Raw genomic sequence first — 15996 nt, 5'->3', positions numbered from 1 at the left:
AGAATGGTTCCCACTACCATTCAGCATCCGCCCCGCAACGGACCAGCCGCCTAGAGTGCCGCGCGTACCGCTGCCAGCAGTTCCAGCAGGCTGAACGGTTTGGGCAGCAGGCTCATGCCGGTCCCGAGGAACGTCTCACGAACCACCGCGCGCTCGGTGTACCCCGTAATGAACAGGACCGGCAGCACCGGGTTGATCTCGCGTGCGGCGTCGGCGAGTTCGCGGCCATCCATGCCGGGCAGGCCGACGTCGGACAGCAGCAGGTGGAAGGCGGGGTCCTGCCGCAGTTGGCGCAACGCCTGACGCGCGTCTTCGGCCAGCGTCACCTGGTAGCCGGCTTCGGACAGCATTTCACCCACCATCATGCGTACAGAATCGGTGTCATCCACCAGCAGGATGCGCTCGGACTGGCCACGGGGCGGCGCCGCCTGCAAGGGGCCCACCTCGGCCTGCGCGATTTCACCGGCAGGCAGCAGCAGCTCGACTTCAGTCCCTTCCCCGGGCTCGCTGGCAATGCGCGCCACCCCGCCCGACTGCCGGGCGAAGCCATAGGTCATCGACAGGCCAAGGCCCGTACCCTCCCCCTGCGGCTTGGTCGTGAAAAAGGGTTCGAACACTTTATCCAGCAGTTGCAACGGAATGCCGGGCCCGTTGTCGATCACCTTCAGGCTGACATAGCGGCCAGGGGTCAACTCGCTCTCGTGCTGGACCCCGCAGGCTTCGGCACGCAGGCGGATCAGGCCGCGACCGCCCAGCGCATCGCGCGCGTTGATGACCAGGTTCAACACCACGTTCTCGAACTGATTGACGTCGGCGACGGCAATCAGCGGCGTCTCTCCCAGTTCGAACTCCAGTTCGATGTTCTCGCCGATCGAGCGGCGCAGCAGGTCTTCCAGCGAGCGCGTGCGTGCGACAAGATCGAAGGCGCGCGCATCCAGTGGCTGTTTACGGGCAAACGCCAGCATGCGCTGGGTCAGCGCGGCGGCACGTTGGGCTGAAGCGGCGGCGATGCTGGCGTACTGCGGTACCTTCTCAAGCCGGGATGACGCCACGGCCAGTTCGATCATGTCCAGGCCGGAGATGATGGTGGTCAGCAGATTGTTGAAGTCATGTGCGATGCCTCCGGTCAGCTGGCCGAGCGAATCCATCTTCTGCGCCTGCAGCAGCTCACCTTCGGTCCGGCTGCGCTCGGCAATCTGGTGCGCGAGCTCGGTGGTGGCGGTCTCCAGTTCGGCGCGCTGTTCGCGCGCGCGCGCATGGTGCTCGGTCACGTCTTCCACCACGACCAGCCCATGGCCCGTACGGCGGTCAGGCGTCAGCCGCCACTGCGTATCGCGCGGGCCCTGCCGCCCTTCGATGGACAGCACGCCCTGCCACCGCGCCTGCCGGCCCAATGCGTCCTGCAGGTCCAGCACGAACTCATTGTTGCTGCCCAGCATGGCCAGCAGCGAGCCGTTGGCATCGGCCTCGCTGAGCAGGCGTGCGAACGCGGCATTGCTTTCACGGATCTGCAGGCGGTCATCCAGCACCGCAATGGGCGCATTGACCTGGCTGAAGATTTCCCGGAACCGTGCATCCGCATCACGCAGTGCCTCTTCGGCGCGGCGCGCACGCAACAGGCTGCGCAGGGTCGCCAGCAGTACATCCGGATCGACCGGGTGGATCAGGTATCCATCGGCGCCATTGTCCAGGCCGGTGATCATATCGCCGGTAGCGATGGATGCCGCCGACACGTGCACCACCGGCAGCAGCTGCGTACGTGGCTGGGCGCGCAGCTGCCGCACCACGTCGAAGCCACTCATGTCCGGCAGGTTGACGTCCAGCACCACCGCGCCGAATTCGGTGTCCGCCAAGCGGTCCAGGCCTTCCTGCCCGGTGGCCGCCTCGCTGACCCTGTAGCCATGATGTTCCAGCACGCGCCGCACGGAATAGCGCGTGGCCGCGTTGTCATCCACCACCAGCACCCGGTCAGAGTGGGGCATTGGCGGCCTCCGTCGCCTCGTTCAACGCTACCGGCAGGATGACATGGAAGGCCGAGCCACTGCCTGGCTGGCTTTCCGCCGCCACCCGGCCGCCCAGCAGTTCAGCGAAACGCTTGCACAGGGACAGACCGAGACCGGTACCGCGCAGGCGCTTCTGCAAGGGCGAATCCACCTGCACGAAATCCTCGAACAACCCGGGCAGGAGGTCGGGGGCGATGCCGATGCCGGTATCGCGCACGGTGAAGCGGACCTCCACGTCGTTCTCCATCGCTGCGGAAACGACCACCTGGCCTTCCGGTGTGAACTTGATGGCGTTGGAGATGTAGTTGCGCAGGATCTGCGCCAGCTTCTTGTCGTCGGTGTAGAGCATCGGCAGCGGCGGCGGGTCCTCGAACATCAGCTCGATGCGCTGGTTGCTGTCCACCAGCGGCCGGAACATGCCACGCAGGGCGGCAAACAGGTCCATCAGATCGAACCAGCCAGCCGAAATCGTGATGCGCCCGGCCTCGATCTTGGCCAGATCCAGCAGGTCATCCACCATCTCACGCAGCTCGGAGGCCGATGCACTGACGAAGCGGACCTGGCGCAGCTGCTCATCGTTGAGCGGCCCATCGAAACCATCTTCCAGCAACCGCGTCATGCTGAGGATGGAGCCCAGCGGCGTGCGGAACTCATGGCTCATATAGGACAGGAACCGGCTCTTCAGGTCGGAGACCTCGCGCAGCTGCACGGCCTGCTGGTCCAGTTCGGCGTACAGCGCCAGCACGCCCTGGTTGGTCTCTTCCAGTTCGGCGCGCAGGGCGGCGTTCTCCGCTGCCAGGCGGGCATTCTCTTCCTGCATCTGTTCCTGCACCATCACCATGCCCCCATGCGCAGGGCAACGATGCTGGCATCGTCACGCCCACGGTCGAAATCCCGCTGCAGCACCGCCACCACCAGCGCCGGGTGGCGATGGACCAGGCCCGGATAGTCCTGCAGCCGCCAGCGCCCCTGCAACCCGTCGCTGTGCATCAGCAGCAGAGTGCCGTGCGCGGCGTGAACGTTGAATGCCTGCGCCTTGCGGAACTGCACGCCAACGATGCCGGGCATCGAGGCCAGCCCCCGCCAGGTCGAGGCATCGGCAATGCCGGCATTGATGTTGCCGATGCCACAGAACTGCGCCTCCCCCCCGGCCAACGGCACCGTCGCCACGGCCACCGCACCCCCACGGGTGCCGGACATGGCCTGGTGCAGCGCTTCAATCAGCTGGCTCGGCGCCTGCACCCCCGCTTCGGCCGCCCTGCGTACGCCAACGTGCGCCGCATCGGATGCCGGCAGTCCATGGCCGAGGCCGTCGATCACGGTCAGCGTTGCGCGAGTGTCGGCGATCGACAGATGCCAGGCATCGCCACAGGTCTGCTCGCCACGCATCGCAAGGCGCAGGGCCCCATAGGGCAGATCCACGCGCGGGCCTGCACGCTCGGGGTAGATGCGAACCACCACGATCGTGCCGCGCGCATCGGACCAGCTGTCGAGCACCATCGCCTGGCGCTTCACCGCGCCCAGCCCCAGGCCCTGGCTGCCACCGGTGGAATAGCCTTCCACCAGAGCCTGCGACAGCACGAAGCCGGGGCCCGAATCGACCGTGTACAGCTCGACACCGGGTGTATCGCGCCCCTGCACCACCGACAGATGGACCTTGCCGCCGCCACCGTGACGCAGCAGGTTGCTGGCCAGCTCGCTGGCGGCCAGTGCCACCCTGCCGCTGTCTGTTTCGTCGAAACCGATACGTGCCGCCAGGGCCAGCGCCTCGCGGCGCACCTGCCCGACCTGGGTCGGTTCATCCACGGCGACGACGCGGGTAACGTGGCCGGAGAAACTCACGTCCATTTGGTAATGGTGATGCGTGTGCCCTGGCCGGGTGCACTGTCCAGAACGAAGTCATCCACCAGCCGCCGCGAGCCGGACAGGCCCAGGCCCATGCCCTTGCCCGACGACCAGCCATCGGTCAGTGCCTGCTCGATATTGGCAATGCCCGGCCCCTGGTCGGAAAACACCAGGCGGACGCCGCAGCGAACCCCCTCCTGCAGCAGCTGCCAGTCCATCTGCCCGCCGCCACCGTAGATGACGGTATTGCGGGCCAGTTCACTGGCGGCGGTCACCAGTTTGGTCTGGTCGACCAGGCGCAGCCCACACGCCACCGCAGCCTGGCGCACGGCCTGGCGGGCCAGTACGACGTCCTGCTCGACCCGCACCGGCAGGGTCCCCTGCTGCACGCTCATCGCAGTTCATCGCTCTGGCGCAGCACCTTCATGCCACGCTCGACGTTCAATGCGGTGCGCACGCCGCTCAGATCCAGCCCAAGCTCCACCAGGGTGATGGCCACGGCCGGCTGCATGCCAACCACCACGGTGGTGGCATCCATCACCCGCGACAGCGCGGAAATGGTGGCGATCATGCGGCCGATGAAGGAGTCGACGATGTCCAGCGAGGAGATGTCGATCAGCACCCCCCGCGCGGAGGTACGCTGGATGCGCTCGCTCAGGTCGTCCTGCAGATTCAGCGCCAACTGGTCGTGCATGTCCACCTGGATGGTGACCAGCAGCAGGTTGCCCATCTGCAGGATCGGGATACGGTCCATCAGCGGTTGGCCTGGGTGACGGTCAGGCCCGTGCGCTTGAGCGCCAGCGCCAGTGCGTCGGCCAGGTTGGCCTTGGTGACAATGCCCTGAAGATCCAGCCCCAGGTGCACGATGGTCTGCGCGATCTGTGGACGCACGCCACTGATGATGGCGTCGGCGCCCATCAGGCGGATGGCGGTGACGGTCTTCAACAGATGCTGGGCGACCAGCGTATCCACGGTCGGCACGCCAGTGATGTCGATGATGGCGATTTCCGAGCCGGTATCGACGATGCGCTGCAGCAGCGATTCCATCACCACCTGGGTTCGCTGGGAATCCAGGGTACCGATCATCGGCAGCGCCAGCACGCCATCCCACAGCTTCACCACCGGCGTGGACAGCTCGAGCATCTCTTCCTGCTGGCGCTGGATGACATCCTCGCGGGTGCGCTGGAACGCCTTGACCGTGTGCAGCCCCAACACGTCCAGCAGCTCGGAGATCGACCAGAGCTGGTCGCCCAAGGCCTGCGGATCGCTGCCGTGGTGCTGCTGCAGAAGCTGGAACAGGGGCCGCTTCAGCGAAAAGATGAACGTGGCCGTTTCCGAAGACGTGAAACCCTTGATTGCCCGGTCACGCGAGAGGTCTTCGAGGAAATGACGGATGGACTGCCATTCCGTGCCGTGCAGACTGCCGGCATCGGCGGCCGAGAGTGCCGGCAGCAACAGCTGCCAGAACTCCTGCACCTGCTGGTCAAGATCCCGCGCACCGATGCGGCTGTCATCGTTCAGCCCGGCGGCATGGAGATTGTCACGCCACTGGGCGATCAGGGTGGACTGATGCTCGCGGATGAGGTCGATGGTGCGCTGCTGCAAAGCCGCCATGGGTTCGGTCCAGATGGTTGAAAACGCCGGGAGCCGCCCTTCTGGACAAGCCCCCCACTCGTCAGAAAGCGTATTAAGCACTGTGAAGAGGTTTTCAGCGCGTGAAGACGGAGGGTCATCTTTCCACCTTCGCCGAGTAGGGCCTCTTCGATGCGCTGCATGTCCATGTGGCGCCACAGGCAACCTCTGTTGGCGGGCATTCACATCGCCACGCACGCGTGTTCGGGATAGTGATGCCCGCCCCACCCATTTCATGAGCCCGGATGCGCGCGATTTCCTTACGTTTCAAGCAATGGCCACGCCCCTGGCGGGTACTGGCGTGGAGCGCAGCCGGTCTTTACGCCGCCTACCTGCTGGCAGGCAACCTCTTCCTCAATACCCCGCTGTTCGACCGGGTCACCAACCTCAAACCGCAGAAGTTCGTGATGCGCACCGGGCCGGCCATCACCCTGCTTCCCGGCCATGTCATCGCCTGGAACGTGCATATGCGTGGCCATGCGAACCACACGGTGTATGTATTTCATGCCGACCGTGCCAGTGCCCGGCTGGCGCTGTGGCCGTTGTTCCGGCGCGAGGTACGCGTGCCCCGGCTGGAGGCTGCCGGCGTCTCGGCCGAAGTGACCCGTGTGGAGGATGCGGTACCGCCGCCACCGCGTGGCAACCAGGGCTGGACCCTGCGCTTCGACGCCATCCACAGCGAGTCGATCGCCCATGCCCGACTTGGCAAGCTGCTCATCATCGGTCGCGGCAGCGGCACTGTCGGCTTCCGCAAGCAGCTGCGCGGCGGGCCTTCCCAGCTGTATGACTCGCAGGTCGCCTTCCGCGACGCCATCGCCAGCTACGACGGCGTACAACTGCTGGACGCGATGAAGGTCGAGGCCCGCTTCGGTTATCCCTGGCACTACCGCGACCAGGCACCCGGCATTGCCAAGTTCGACCTCCTGCGTGGCTCGTTGAACGTGGACGCACGCAGCCAAGGCCTGCGGGTAGACACCGAAGGCGGCGCGGTGGCGGTGTCCAGCGCGCCCGTCGCCGGCCAACTGCAGGCGCAACTGTCGCTGCAGGGTGGCACGCTGCAGCCGGGCAGCCGCGCGATCTGGCGGGTGCCGCTGCAGGCGGGCGCGGGTGCGCCTGATCGCGGGCTGCTGGCGATACAGATGGATGCTGCCCAGGACATCCGCCTGCAGGCCCGCCTGCCGGCGCGCGAGGGCACCGGTGCCTGGCTGAAGGCCGACCTGCATGTTGCCGGACGGAAGATTCCGTTCCGTGAGCCAGGCCAACTGCTCGAACGCACCTCCGGTCGCGTGCAGGGCGAGTGGCGCTTCACCTCGCTCAACTGGATTCCCGCCTTGTTCCTGCGCCGGCCGTGGCTGCAGCTGGATGGGGGCGGCACCCTGCGAGGGGACCTGCAACTGGAAGAAGGCGAACTTGCCGCAGGCAGCACGGTGGACATTCCCGAAGCTGCCGCAACGGCCGAGGTGGCTGGCGTGCGCATGACAGGCACGGCCAGCGCACACGGCGCGCTGGAAGCCGGATCACCCACCCGCGCCGTGCTGGATGTGCGGGTGCCGCGCTTCACCGCCCGCGCCGGCGGCGCGCAGGGCGAGACCCTGTTCGACGGACGCGCGCTGTCCCTGCAGCTCAGCGGCGACGGGCGCCTGCGTGAGTTCCGCAGGGACATGCGCGCGCGCCTGCACTTCAACAATGCGTCCATCCCCGATCTCACCGCCTACAACCGCTACCTTGGCAAGGGCCAGGTGCGCCTGCTGGGCGGTACCGGCAGCCTGACCGGTGATGTCGAGCTGGATACCGATGGCCGGGTCGGCCACGGCACGGCCACGTTGCTGGGCAGGGGGGCACACCTGCAGGTTGCCGGGCTGGATCTGCTCGGTGACGCGCAGGTCGACGCTGACCTGCGTCGCGGTGATTTCAAGCAGCGATACTTCGATCTCTCCGGCACATCGATACAGCTGCGCAAGGTGCGGGTTGGCCAGCAGGAGCGCAGCGCCCCCTGGCAAGGGAAGGTGCTGTTCAAGCAGGGGCGGATCGATGCCCAGGCCCCCTTTCGGGTCGACGCCAGCGCGGATCTGACCATGAGCGATGCCGGGCCGTTGCTGGGGGTGTTCGCCGAGCGTAGCGACTACCCGCGCTGGGCCCTGTCCCTGCTGGATGCAGGGCAGGTGAACGCGCGCACCCGGCTGCGCTGGCAGGCCGGCCACCTCATGCTTGATGGCCTGGAAGCGGAAAACGAGCGGCTCTCGGTACGCGCCCGCCTGGATCTGACCAGTCAGCACAAACGCGGTGACCTGTACCTGCGCTGGGGCCTGCTCGGCGCGGGCATCGAACTGGATGGCAAGCAGCGCCAGTGGCATCTGGCGGGCGCGCGCGAGTGGTTTGAGGAGCGCCCGGCCCTGCTGCCGGCCGAGGGTGCGCCCGCCAGGGCCGACTGACGCAGCAGGACGGCGCAGCATCCAATCGACCCGCGCATGCGGACACGCACTGCAGCGGCACGTGACCAAGGATCAATGATGCATCACAGAAGACAGATGTCCGGCCTGTTGGGCTGGCTGGGAGTGACCCTGGCCGCAGCAGCCCTGGGGGCGCGCGCATCGACTGCTGCAGCGAGTTTCTATGGGCAGCTGGCCCTGCCCCACTGGGCTCCGCCTGCCAGCGTGTTCGGCCCGGTCTGGATGTTCCTGTATGTGCTGATGGCCATCAGCGCATGGCTGGTCTGGCGGCAGGGTGGCTGGCGCAGCCACCGGGCCGCGCTCGGTCTGTACCTCGCGCAACTGACCGCCAACGTGCTCTGGAGCTGGCTGTTCTTCGCGTGGAAGCTTGGCGCAGCAGCCTTCGTCGACATTGTGGTGTTGCTGGCCCTGATCGCAGCAACCATGCTTGCCTTTGCACGGGTCACGGCCTTGGCGGCCTGGCTGCTGCTGCCCTACCTGGCCTGGGCCAGCTTCGCATCAGCACTGTGCTACACCGCCTGGAGGCTCAACCCAACGGCGCTTTAGGGGTGAATCAGGCAGCCGCTCCGGTCGCTGACCGCCACTGCCGAAGCGCGGCACCGGTGAACGCCTGCTGGCCACAGCCCGAGGGGCAGCGCACCAGCCGTGCTGACGACGTGCTGACCAACCCTGCACCTTCTTCGGCCTTGAACACCGTCTTACAGGCCAGACAGCGTGCCACCAGCGCGTACAGGTGGACGATCCGCCCGCTGCACGGATCCTGCAGGGCGTTGACATCCATCAACTCGAACCGCGCACTGCTGGGCACCGCGCGGCGGGGGAACGGGGGGTAATGGCCAGGGCAGGAAACAGAGGGTTGGGATTCCACGTTGCGTCGCCGGAGAGGGAGTCGGCCCACTGTAGGCAGCACCGCGTGGAGCACATGTGCACTACGGATGCAGCGACCGCGAAAGCACACCGGGATGGCAAGGGCTTATTTCTGAATTGTTCATCAAATTACTCCTCCGTTCTCAGCTCAATAAGTTGTATGCGAATCATCTGTTTTGCTTCACCATGTCCGCATGGATTCATCTTCCAACCCGCACGTGTGTTGCAGCGCCCATGCCAACGCTGCCCAGGTGGCCAGAACCGTGAGCACTGCCGCTGATGCCCCTTGCTGACAGCGCCCGGGATGCCGCGCTGGATCTGTGCGCGCGTGAACCCATCCACACACCCGGCGCGATCCAGCCTCACGGCGTGCTGCTGGTCGTCGATCCGCAGACCCTGCAGGTACGTGAGCGCGCCGTAAGCGATACGGCGCTGCTGGAACGCTCAGGCGACCCTCTGGGCCAGGCACTGGCTGATGTACTGGGCGGCGCTCTGGCCGGCTTCATCGAACGTGTCGGCCAGGTCGCCATGGACAGCTCGGCGCATCTGGGCGCCATCGAGCTGCCAGGCAGCGGCCTGCACCAGCTGCTGGCACACCGTTCGGCGCAGGCGCTGCTGCTGGAGCTGGAATCGCCCGTGGCGGGCCAGCCGACCTCGCTGGAAGCGCTGTATCCGGCCATCCGCGCGCTGATGGCTGCCATCGAAACCGCCGCCACCGTCGAATGCCTCTGCCAGATCGCCGCCGAGCACATGCGCGCGATGACCGGCTTCGACCGGACCCTGGTCTATCAGTTCGACAGCGGTTGGAACGGCATCGTGGTTGCCGAGGACGGCAACGGCGTGCTGCCCTCCTACCTCGATCTGCGCTTCCCGGAATCGGACATCCCCGCGCAGGCGCGCGAGCTGTATCGCCGCAACCGGGTGCGTCTGATTGCAGATGCCAACTACGCAGCAGTGCCGCTGGTGCGTACGCCAGAGCATGCGGACGCCCCGCCGACCGATCTCAGCCTGTCGGTGCTGCGCAGCGTCTCACCGGTGCACCTGCAGTACATGCGCAACATGGGCACCGGCTCCTCGATGTCGGTCTCGTTGATGCACGAGGGCCAGCTGTGGGGCCTGGTGTCGTGCCACAGCGCCGAGGCGCGCCGCCTGCCCTACCCGGTGCGTACCGCCTGCGAGTTCATGGGCCAGATCGTATCGCTGCAGATCGCCCTGAAGCAGCGCGCCCATGCCGTCGAGGAACGCATCCAGCGCCGTTCGGTGCTGGTCAAGCTGCTGGGACGGATGGCCGGCGACGAAGAATTCATGGCGGCGCTGCGGCAGGATCCAGTCAGCCTGATGTCGCTGACCAATGCCGCCGGTGCAGCCATCGTGCACAAGGGTGACTGCGTGCGTGTCGGGCAGTGCCCCGAACGCGGCGCCGTGCTCGATATCGCCCACTGGCTGGCCGAAGGCCATGCAGCCGATGAAGTCTATGCCACCGACCATCTCGCCCGCGAGTGGGCGCCCGGTGCCGCGCTGTCAGCGGTGGCCAGCGGCGTGCTGGCAGTCTCCATTTCGCAGTTGCACGACAGTTTCCTGATGTGGTTCCGCCCCGAGGTGGTACGTACCGTGCGCTGGGGCGGCGATCCGCGGAAGAGCGCAGCACCGGGAACGGTGCTGTCGCCACGCAGCTCGTTCGAAGCATGGAAGGAGACCGTGCAGCAGCGCAGCCTGCCCTGGACCGATGCCGACCGCGATGCCGCGCACGAAATGCGCACCGCCATCGTCGATATCGTGCTGCGCAAGGCCGAGGAGATGGCCGAACTCAACGAGCAGCTCGTGCGCAGCAACAAGGAGCTGGAAGCATTCTCCTACTCGGTCAGCCACGACCTGCGCGCGCCGTTCCGCCACATCGTGGGGTATTCCGAACTCCTTGGCAGCTCGGCAGGTGATCGGCTGGACGACACCGAGCGCCGTTTCCTGGACACCATCGTCGAATCGGCGAAGTCGGCGGGGACCCTGGTCGATGACCTGCTGAGCTTTTCGCAGATGGGTCGCTCCACCCTCGGCCGCATGCGCCTGGACATGACCGCGCTGGTCGCCGATGTGCGCCGCACGCTGGCGTTCGACTACGCCGGGCGCGAGATCGACTGGAAGGTCGGTGAACTGCCGGCCGTCGAAGCCGACCCGACCATGATGCGCCTGGTCTGGCAGAACCTGCTGTCCAACGCCGTCAAGTTCACCCGCGAACGCGAGCATGCCGTCATCGAGGTGGGCTGCGAGCGCACTGCGGAGGAAGACATCTTCTTCGTCCGCGACAACGGCTGCGGTTTTGACATGCGCTACGTCGACAAGCTGTTCGGTGTGTTCCAGCGCCTGCACCACATTGAAGAATTCGAAGGCACCGGCATCGGCCTGGCCAATGTGCGCCGCATCGTCGGCCGCCATGGCGGCCGCACCTGGGCCGAAGGCGCGCTGGACAAGGGCGCCACCCTCTATTTCACCCTGCCCCACCACAACGGAGAACACTCATGAGGGATCTGCGGCCCATCCTTCTGGTTGAAGACAGCCCCAAGGATGCCGAACTGACCATGGCCGCGCTGGCACGCTGCCAGCTGTTGAACGGCGTCGTGCACGTGCGCGATGGTGCCGAGGCGCTGGACTACCTGCGCTGCGAGGGCGCCTATGCCGGTACCCACCACGGCGGCCCCGTGGTGGTGCTGCTGGACCTGAAGCTGCCCAAGGTCAACGGCCTGGAAGTGCTGGAACAGGTGCGCAGTGACGCCGCGCTGAGCAGCACGCCCATCGTCATGCTGACGTCCTCCCGCGAAGAACAGGACCTGGTGCGCAGCTACCAGCTCGGCGTGAATGCCTTCGTGGTCAAGCCTGTGGACTTCAAGGAATTCTTTGACGCCATCCAGGGCCTGGGCATGTTCTGGGGCATCACCAACCAGCCGCCCCCCCACCCTTTGGTTGGAGCCGGCACCTCCAATGCGTGATGCCCTGCCGCGCCCGCCGCACCTGCGCATCCTGATGCTGGAAGACAGCGCGCTGGATGCGGAGCTGATCACTGCACAGCTGAAGCGGGCCGGGCTCGACTTCCAGGTCGAGCGCCTGTGGACCCGCGATGCGTTCATTGAAGCCATCGACAGCGACCGCTTCGACGTCATCCTGGCTGACCACGTACTACCGGGTTTTGACGGCGACGCCGCCCTCGACCTGGCGCGCGAGCGTGCACCGCACATTCCCTTCATCTTTGTCTCCGGCACGCTGACCGAGGAGCTGGCGGTACAGGCACTGACCCGTGGCGCGCGCGACTATGTGGTCAAGCAGCGCCTGCAGCGGCTGCCCGATGCGATCCGTCGCGCGCGCCAGGAAGCGACTGAACGCGGCCAGCTGGCGCAGGCCAAGGCCGCGCTGGACGAAAGCCAGGCGCAGCTGCAGCAGATCACCGATGCCGTCCCCGCGCTGATCGCCCACCTGGACACCCACCACCGCTACCGCTTTGCCAACAAGGCGTTTCTTGACTGGCATGGTGCCGAACTGGCGGGCATTCTCGGCCGGACCGCCGCGGAAATCAGCGGTGCGGAAGCCTTTGCCAACGCCCTGCCGAGCCTGCAGCGCGTTCTGGCCGGCGAGCGCGCCAGTTTCCAGACCACCCTGGTACACCGTAGCGGCGAGTCACGTTTCGTGCAGATGGACTGCGTGCCCGAGCGATCCGCCGACGGCACCGTCACCGGCTACACCTGCCTGGGCAGCGATGTCTCCTCGCTGAAGCGCGCCGAACTGGCGCTGCGCGAGGACAACGAATCCCTCGAACGCCAGGTGCAGGCGCGCACCGTCGAACTGCAGGGCAGCAAGCGGCGGCTGCAGGCCATCTTCGAATCCAGCTTCCAGCACCAGGTGCTGCTCGACACGTCAGGCCGTATCGTCGATGCCAATGTTGCCTCACTGGCGGCCGTGCTTGCCGAAAAGACAGACGTTGTCGGCCTGCCCTTCTGGGAATCGCCGTGGTTCGCCAGCACACCGGAACTCGCCCCGGCGGTGGACCAGGCAGTGGCCGAGGCGGCGCGTGGACGCAGCGCCGTGCAGGCCATGGACCTTGAACTGCCCACCGGTCGCCGCAGCTTCGATTTTTCCTTCCGAGCGCTGCAGGGCGCAGACGGTGCGATCACCGCCGTGGTGTCCGAGGCGGTGGAAACCACCGCGCGCATCCACGCCGAACACGCGCTGCGGCAGGCCCAGAAGATCGAGGCCGTTGGCCAGCTGACCGGTGGCATTGCCCACGATTTCAACAACATTCTCACCGTCATTGCCGGCAACGTCGAACACGCGCTGCTGCTGAACCAGCGCGACAGCCAGCCCGGCAACATGACGGCGCGCGCACTGGACAACGCCCTGAAAGGCGTCGGCCGCGCCGCCAGCCTCACCCAGCGCCTGCTGGCCTTCGCCCGCAAGCAACCGTTGCGCAGCCAGGCGGTCAACCTCAACGATGCCCTGCTGGGCATGCAGGACATGCTGCAGCGCGCCTTGGGCGAACTGGTGCAGCTGGACATCCGCACCGGCGAAGGGATCTGGTGCATCGAGCTGGACGTCAGCCAGCTGGAAGCCTCGGTCCTGAACCTGGCGGTCAACGCGCGCGACGCGATGTCCGGTGGCGGCCGCCTGGTGGTGCAGGTCGACAACAGCCACCTCGACCACGACTACGCCGCCCTGTTCCCCGATGCGACGCCGGGCGAATACGTGATGCTGCGCGTCCGCGACAACGGTCACGGCATGTCGGCCGATACATTGGCCAAAGTGTTCGAGCCGTTCTTCACCACCAAGCAGGTGGGGCGTGGCACGGGCCTGGGGCTGTCGATGGTCCACGGCTTCGTCAAGCAGTCCGGCGGGCACGTACTGATCGACTCGGTGGAAGGCGGCGGCACCAGCATCACCATGATGTTCCCGCGCTCAGCCATGGAGCTGCCCAGCGACACCGCCGTGCCCGCCAACGGGCTGGCCCACTACGAGCCCCGCGAAGAAACCATCCTGGTGGCCGAAGACAACGACGATGTGCGCGCGTACACCGTCGAGGCCCTGCGTCAGCTGGGCTACCGCGTACTGGAAGCACACGATGGCCCTTCTGCGCTGCGCCTGTTGGAACGCCCGGATGCAAGGATCGACCTGCTGTTCTCCGACGTCGTGATGCCGGGCATGTCGGGCTGGGAGCTGGGCCGTGAGGTGCGCGAGCGCTGGCCGGATGTCGCGGTGTTGTTCACCTCCGGCTACCCGCGCGACCACGATGCGGCCGGCAGCAAGGGACGCACCGCGCCACTGCTGTCCAAGCCGTTCACCCGCAGTGACCTGGCCGAATCGGTGGTCAGCGTGCTGAAGGTGCGCGTGCCAGCCGGTTGATCTGCGCACACTCCACCACCGCCGGTGGTGATGGCATCCGGGCCAGTGCGATCATCGCCTGGCCGATGGCCAGGTTGCTGGTGGTCAGCGCCGGCAGCAGCACCTCGGCAACGGCCATCAGCGGCCGGGCCAACAGATAGAACGGCTTGAGCATGGCGTGCCGTGTGCCCGTGCCAGCCACCGGACGCACGCCGGCCGGACGCAGCATCACTGCCCGCACCGGCAACTGCGCCAACGCCTGCTCTGTTTCACCCTTCACCCTCAGCGGCATGATGCGGCTGCGCGGATTGGCCTGCGCCCCGGACACATACAGGAAGCACCCTGCAGGATTGGCGGCCGACCATGCTTCGGCCACGGCCCGGGTGATCTGCAGCGTGACCTGGCGGTACTCGGCCTCCGGCGTACCCACCGGCGGCGAACCTGCGCAGTAGAAGCAGGCATCGAAGCCGGCAAGCGACTCACCTGTTGCAGCGCACTGCAGGAAATCGGGCAGCACGATCTCATCGACATCCGAGGGGACACTACCCGCCCGGCGTACCAGTGCCACCACCTGTGCGACATTCACTGATTGCAGACAAGCCCGCAGCACGCCCTGCCCGACCAGCCCGCTGGCACCCACCACCAGCACCCGCATTGCCTTGCTGTTGCCCATGGGGCATTTCCTCCAGCGTTCTAGATCTTGACGAACCGCTGGATCTTCCGCGCCAGCCAACCACTGAACACCAGTGGAGCATCCAGCGCGGACACACAGATGCAGGGCACACCCGGCGCGGTCACCGGCTGGTGTTCAACATCCTCGTCCAGATCGGCCACATCGCCCGGCGCGAACAGACCCAGCGCATCATTGTACGCACCCCGCAGGATCTGGGTAAGCTCACTGCGTCCATGGCTGTGCATCGGCAAGCACTTGCCCGGCGCGATCCTGAGCATGATGAGCGACGGCATCTGCGCCGCACGGATGCAATGCACTCCCGGCGCCATCCAGCGCCAGCGCAGGCCGCTGAGCGAGCGGCCGAAGTACGGGTGCAGCGAGGCAGGCAGATCGTCGGGATCGACCTCGGTACGCGGCACCGGTGGCTCCACTGCGCGCGCCACGGGCACCGCCGCCACGACTGGCAACGGCCGCTCAAGCTCGGCCAGCATCGCTGCACGCAGGGCCTGGCTGCGCCCGCCCACGCCCATCGGCTGGGTCTGTTCGACCAGCGCCGCACCGATGGCCTCGGCCTCGCGCAGGCGCTGGCGGCAGTACGGACACTGTTCCAGATGGGTGCCGGCGACCACGCTCAACGGCGCCGGCAACGCCCCAGCCGCGTAGCTCAGCAGCGTCGATTCGTGCAGGTGATGGTGCGGGTTCATGGCGCGCCCCCCACCTTTGACTGCAGTTGCAGGAATGCCCGGCGCAGATGCGACTTCACCGTGCCCAGTGGCATGCCCAGCGCTTCGGAAATCTCGCCGTGGCTCTTGGCCTCGAAATAGGACATGCGGACCAGACGTGCCTGCACGGCCGGCAGCTCGTTGATGCGCTGGCGCAGGCGCGCCTGGTCGGCGTAATGCTCGGCGCTGCTGTGCGGCTGCACGTCGCAGCTGGCAGCCTGTTCCACCGCCGCCTGCACCTGCATCCAGCTGCGCTCGTGGCGCACCCGGTCAATCTGCAGGTTGCGCGCGATGCGGTAAAGCCACGTGCTCAGCGCCCCCTGTGCCGCATCGTAATCGGCAGCGCGCAGCCACAGGCGCAGCAGGCATTCCTGTGCCAGTTCCTCGGCCACCGCCTCCGGCGCGCCCAGGCCGCGCAGGTAAACGCACAGGCGTGGCATGAAGTG

General features: G+C 66.7%; 15 protein-coding genes. 5 read left to right on the top strand and 10 right to left on the bottom strand.

Annotated elements, in window-relative coordinates; genetic code table 11:
• Window positions 1–50: 50 nt before the first annotated feature.
• From ACQKDV_RS00475 to ACQKDV_RS00450, 6 genes are read right to left on the bottom strand one after another with little or no spacing between them, the layout of a single operon-like run.
• Window positions 51–1982 (bottom strand): response regulator, encoded by a 1932-nt coding sequence (locus ACQKDV_RS00475; RefSeq protein ID WP_427781841.1) that lies wholly within the window; start codon window positions 1980–1982, stop codon window positions 51–53.
• Window positions 1969–2844 (bottom strand): ATP-binding protein, encoded by an 876-nt coding sequence (locus tag ACQKDV_RS00470; RefSeq protein WP_427781840.1) that lies wholly within the window; start codon window positions 2842–2844, stop codon window positions 1969–1971. Before ACQKDV_RS00470 ends, ACQKDV_RS00475 begins: the two co-directional genes overlap by 14 nt.
• Window positions 2838–3851 carry an ATP-binding protein gene (locus ACQKDV_RS00465; RefSeq protein ID WP_427781839.1) on the bottom strand — a complete coding sequence of 338 codons (1014 nt, stop codon included), beginning with the start codon at window positions 3849–3851 and terminating at the stop codon, window positions 2838–2840. Before ACQKDV_RS00465 ends, ACQKDV_RS00470 begins: the two co-directional genes overlap by 7 nt.
• On the bottom strand, window positions 3842–4243 hold the full coding sequence (locus tag ACQKDV_RS00460) for an anti-sigma regulatory factor (protein ID WP_427781838.1): 402 nt from the start codon (window positions 4241–4243) through the stop codon (window positions 3842–3844). The genes ACQKDV_RS00465 and ACQKDV_RS00460 overlap by 10 nt, the downstream gene beginning before the upstream one ends.
• The gene (locus ACQKDV_RS00455) at window positions 4240–4602 is read right to left on the bottom strand and encodes an STAS domain-containing protein (protein ID WP_427781837.1); all 363 of its coding nucleotides are present in this window, start codon (window positions 4600–4602) and stop codon (window positions 4240–4242) included. The genes ACQKDV_RS00460 and ACQKDV_RS00455 overlap by 4 nt, the downstream gene beginning before the upstream one ends.
• Complete coding sequence (locus ACQKDV_RS00450) at window positions 4602–5462, bottom strand: STAS domain-containing protein (protein WP_427781836.1); 861 nt, start codon at window positions 5460–5462, stop codon at window positions 4602–4604. The genes ACQKDV_RS00455 and ACQKDV_RS00450 overlap by 1 nt, the downstream gene beginning before the upstream one ends.
• A 263-nt stretch (window positions 5463–5725) precedes the next feature.
• Here ACQKDV_RS00450 and ACQKDV_RS00445 point away from each other — a divergent pair, with 263 nt between their 5' ends.
• Window positions 5726–7912, top strand: a complete 2187-nt coding sequence (locus ACQKDV_RS00445) for a hypothetical protein (protein WP_427781835.1) — start codon at window positions 5726–5728, stop codon at window positions 7910–7912.
• Between the two features lie 75 nt (window positions 7913–7987).
• Window positions 7988–8476: a TspO/MBR family protein gene (locus ACQKDV_RS00440; RefSeq protein ID WP_427781834.1), complete on the top strand. Its 489-nt coding sequence runs from the start codon at window positions 7988–7990 to the stop codon at window positions 8474–8476.
• A 7-nt stretch (window positions 8477–8483) separates the two neighbouring features.
• Here the strand turns inward: ACQKDV_RS00440 and ACQKDV_RS00435 are convergent, their stop codons facing one another.
• On the bottom strand, window positions 8484–8711 hold the full coding sequence (locus tag ACQKDV_RS00435) for a hypothetical protein (RefSeq protein ID WP_427781833.1): 228 nt from the start codon (window positions 8709–8711) through the stop codon (window positions 8484–8486).
• 365 nt (window positions 8712–9076) lie between these two features.
• On the opposite strand from ACQKDV_RS00435, the gene ACQKDV_RS00430 reads away from it, so the two are divergent.
• The 3 genes from ACQKDV_RS00430 to ACQKDV_RS00420 are packed head-to-tail and all read left to right on the top strand — an operon-like array spanning window position 9077 to window position 14176.
• A complete protein-coding gene (locus ACQKDV_RS00430; RefSeq protein WP_427781832.1) occupies window positions 9077–11314 on the top strand; it encodes an ATP-binding protein in 2238 nt (745 codons plus the stop codon).
• Complete coding sequence (locus ACQKDV_RS00425) at window positions 11311–11778, top strand: response regulator (protein WP_427781831.1); 468 nt, start codon at window positions 11311–11313, stop codon at window positions 11776–11778. Before ACQKDV_RS00430 ends, ACQKDV_RS00425 begins: the two co-directional genes overlap by 4 nt.
• Window positions 11771–14176, top strand: coding sequence for a response regulator (locus tag ACQKDV_RS00420; protein WP_427781830.1), 2406 nt, complete (start codon window positions 11771–11773; stop codon window positions 14174–14176). The genes ACQKDV_RS00425 and ACQKDV_RS00420 overlap by 8 nt, the downstream gene beginning before the upstream one ends.
• Here ACQKDV_RS00420 and ACQKDV_RS00415 read toward each other — a convergent pair.
• From ACQKDV_RS00415 to ACQKDV_RS00405, 3 genes are all read right to left on the bottom strand, one after another.
• The gene (locus tag ACQKDV_RS00415) at window positions 14142–14828 is read right to left on the bottom strand and encodes an NAD-dependent epimerase/dehydratase family protein (protein ID WP_427781829.1); all 687 of its coding nucleotides are present in this window, start codon (window positions 14826–14828) and stop codon (window positions 14142–14144) included. The genes ACQKDV_RS00420 and ACQKDV_RS00415 overlap by 35 nt on opposite strands.
• Before the next feature lie 20 nt (window positions 14829–14848).
• A complete protein-coding gene (locus tag ACQKDV_RS00410) occupies window positions 14849–15532 on the bottom strand; it encodes a ChrR family anti-sigma-E factor (protein ID WP_427781828.1) in 684 nt (227 codons plus the stop codon).
• A partial coding sequence (locus tag ACQKDV_RS00405) for a sigma-70 family RNA polymerase sigma factor (RefSeq protein WP_427781827.1) occupies window positions 15529–15996 on the bottom strand: 468 nt, incomplete at its 5' end. The genes ACQKDV_RS00410 and ACQKDV_RS00405, both read right to left, overlap by 4 nt.

Source organism: Stenotrophomonas sp. NPDC077659 (genome assembly GCF_050268705.1).
In the GTDB taxonomy this organism is placed as follows: domain Bacteria; phylum Pseudomonadota; class Gammaproteobacteria; order Xanthomonadales; family Xanthomonadaceae; genus Stenotrophomonas.
This window is presented reverse-complemented; position numbering and strand designations above follow the sequence as displayed.

What these genes read in the sequence shown, in the direction of transcription:
- ACQKDV_RS00465 (WP_427781839.1), bottom strand. Translation starts at nt 3,851, where the DNA reads ATGGACGTGAGTTTCTCCGGCCACGTTACCCGCGTCGTCGCCGTGGAT.
- ACQKDV_RS00455 (WP_427781837.1), bottom strand. Translation starts at nt 4,602, where the DNA reads ATGGACCGTATCCCGATCCTGCAGATGGGCAACCTGCTGCTGGTCACC.
- ACQKDV_RS00425 (WP_427781831.1), top strand. Translation starts at nt 11,311, where the DNA reads ATGAGGGATCTGCGGCCCATCCTTCTGGTTGAAGACAGCCCCAAGGAT.
- ACQKDV_RS00435 (WP_427781833.1), bottom strand. Translation starts at nt 8,711, where the DNA reads ATGGATGTCAACGCCCTGCAGGATCCGTGCAGCGGGCGGATCGTCCAC.
- ACQKDV_RS00460 (WP_427781838.1), bottom strand. Translation starts at nt 4,243, where the DNA reads ATGAGCGTGCAGCAGGGGACCCTGCCGGTGCGGGTCGAGCAGGACGTC.
- ACQKDV_RS00410 (WP_427781828.1), bottom strand. Translation starts at nt 15,532, where the DNA reads ATGAACCCGCACCATCACCTGCACGAATCGACGCTGCTGAGCTACGCG.
- ACQKDV_RS00475 (WP_427781841.1), bottom strand. Translation starts at nt 1,982, where the DNA reads ATGCCCCACTCTGACCGGGTGCTGGTGGTGGATGACAACGCGGCCACG.
- ACQKDV_RS00430 (WP_427781832.1), top strand. Translation starts at nt 9,077, where the DNA reads ATGCCCCTTGCTGACAGCGCCCGGGATGCCGCGCTGGATCTGTGCGCG.
- ACQKDV_RS00445 (WP_427781835.1), top strand. Translation starts at nt 5,726, where the DNA reads ATGCGCGCGATTTCCTTACGTTTCAAGCAATGGCCACGCCCCTGGCGG.
- ACQKDV_RS00420 (WP_427781830.1), top strand. Translation starts at nt 11,771, where the DNA reads ATGCGTGATGCCCTGCCGCGCCCGCCGCACCTGCGCATCCTGATGCTG.
- ACQKDV_RS00415 (WP_427781829.1), bottom strand. Translation starts at nt 14,828, where the DNA reads ATGGGCAACAGCAAGGCAATGCGGGTGCTGGTGGTGGGTGCCAGCGGG.
- ACQKDV_RS00470 (WP_427781840.1), bottom strand. Translation starts at nt 2,844, where the DNA reads ATGGTGATGGTGCAGGAACAGATGCAGGAAGAGAATGCCCGCCTGGCA.
- ACQKDV_RS00450 (WP_427781836.1), bottom strand. Translation starts at nt 5,462, where the DNA reads ATGGCGGCTTTGCAGCAGCGCACCATCGACCTCATCCGCGAGCATCAG.
- ACQKDV_RS00440 (WP_427781834.1), top strand. Translation starts at nt 7,988, where the DNA reads ATGATGCATCACAGAAGACAGATGTCCGGCCTGTTGGGCTGGCTGGGA.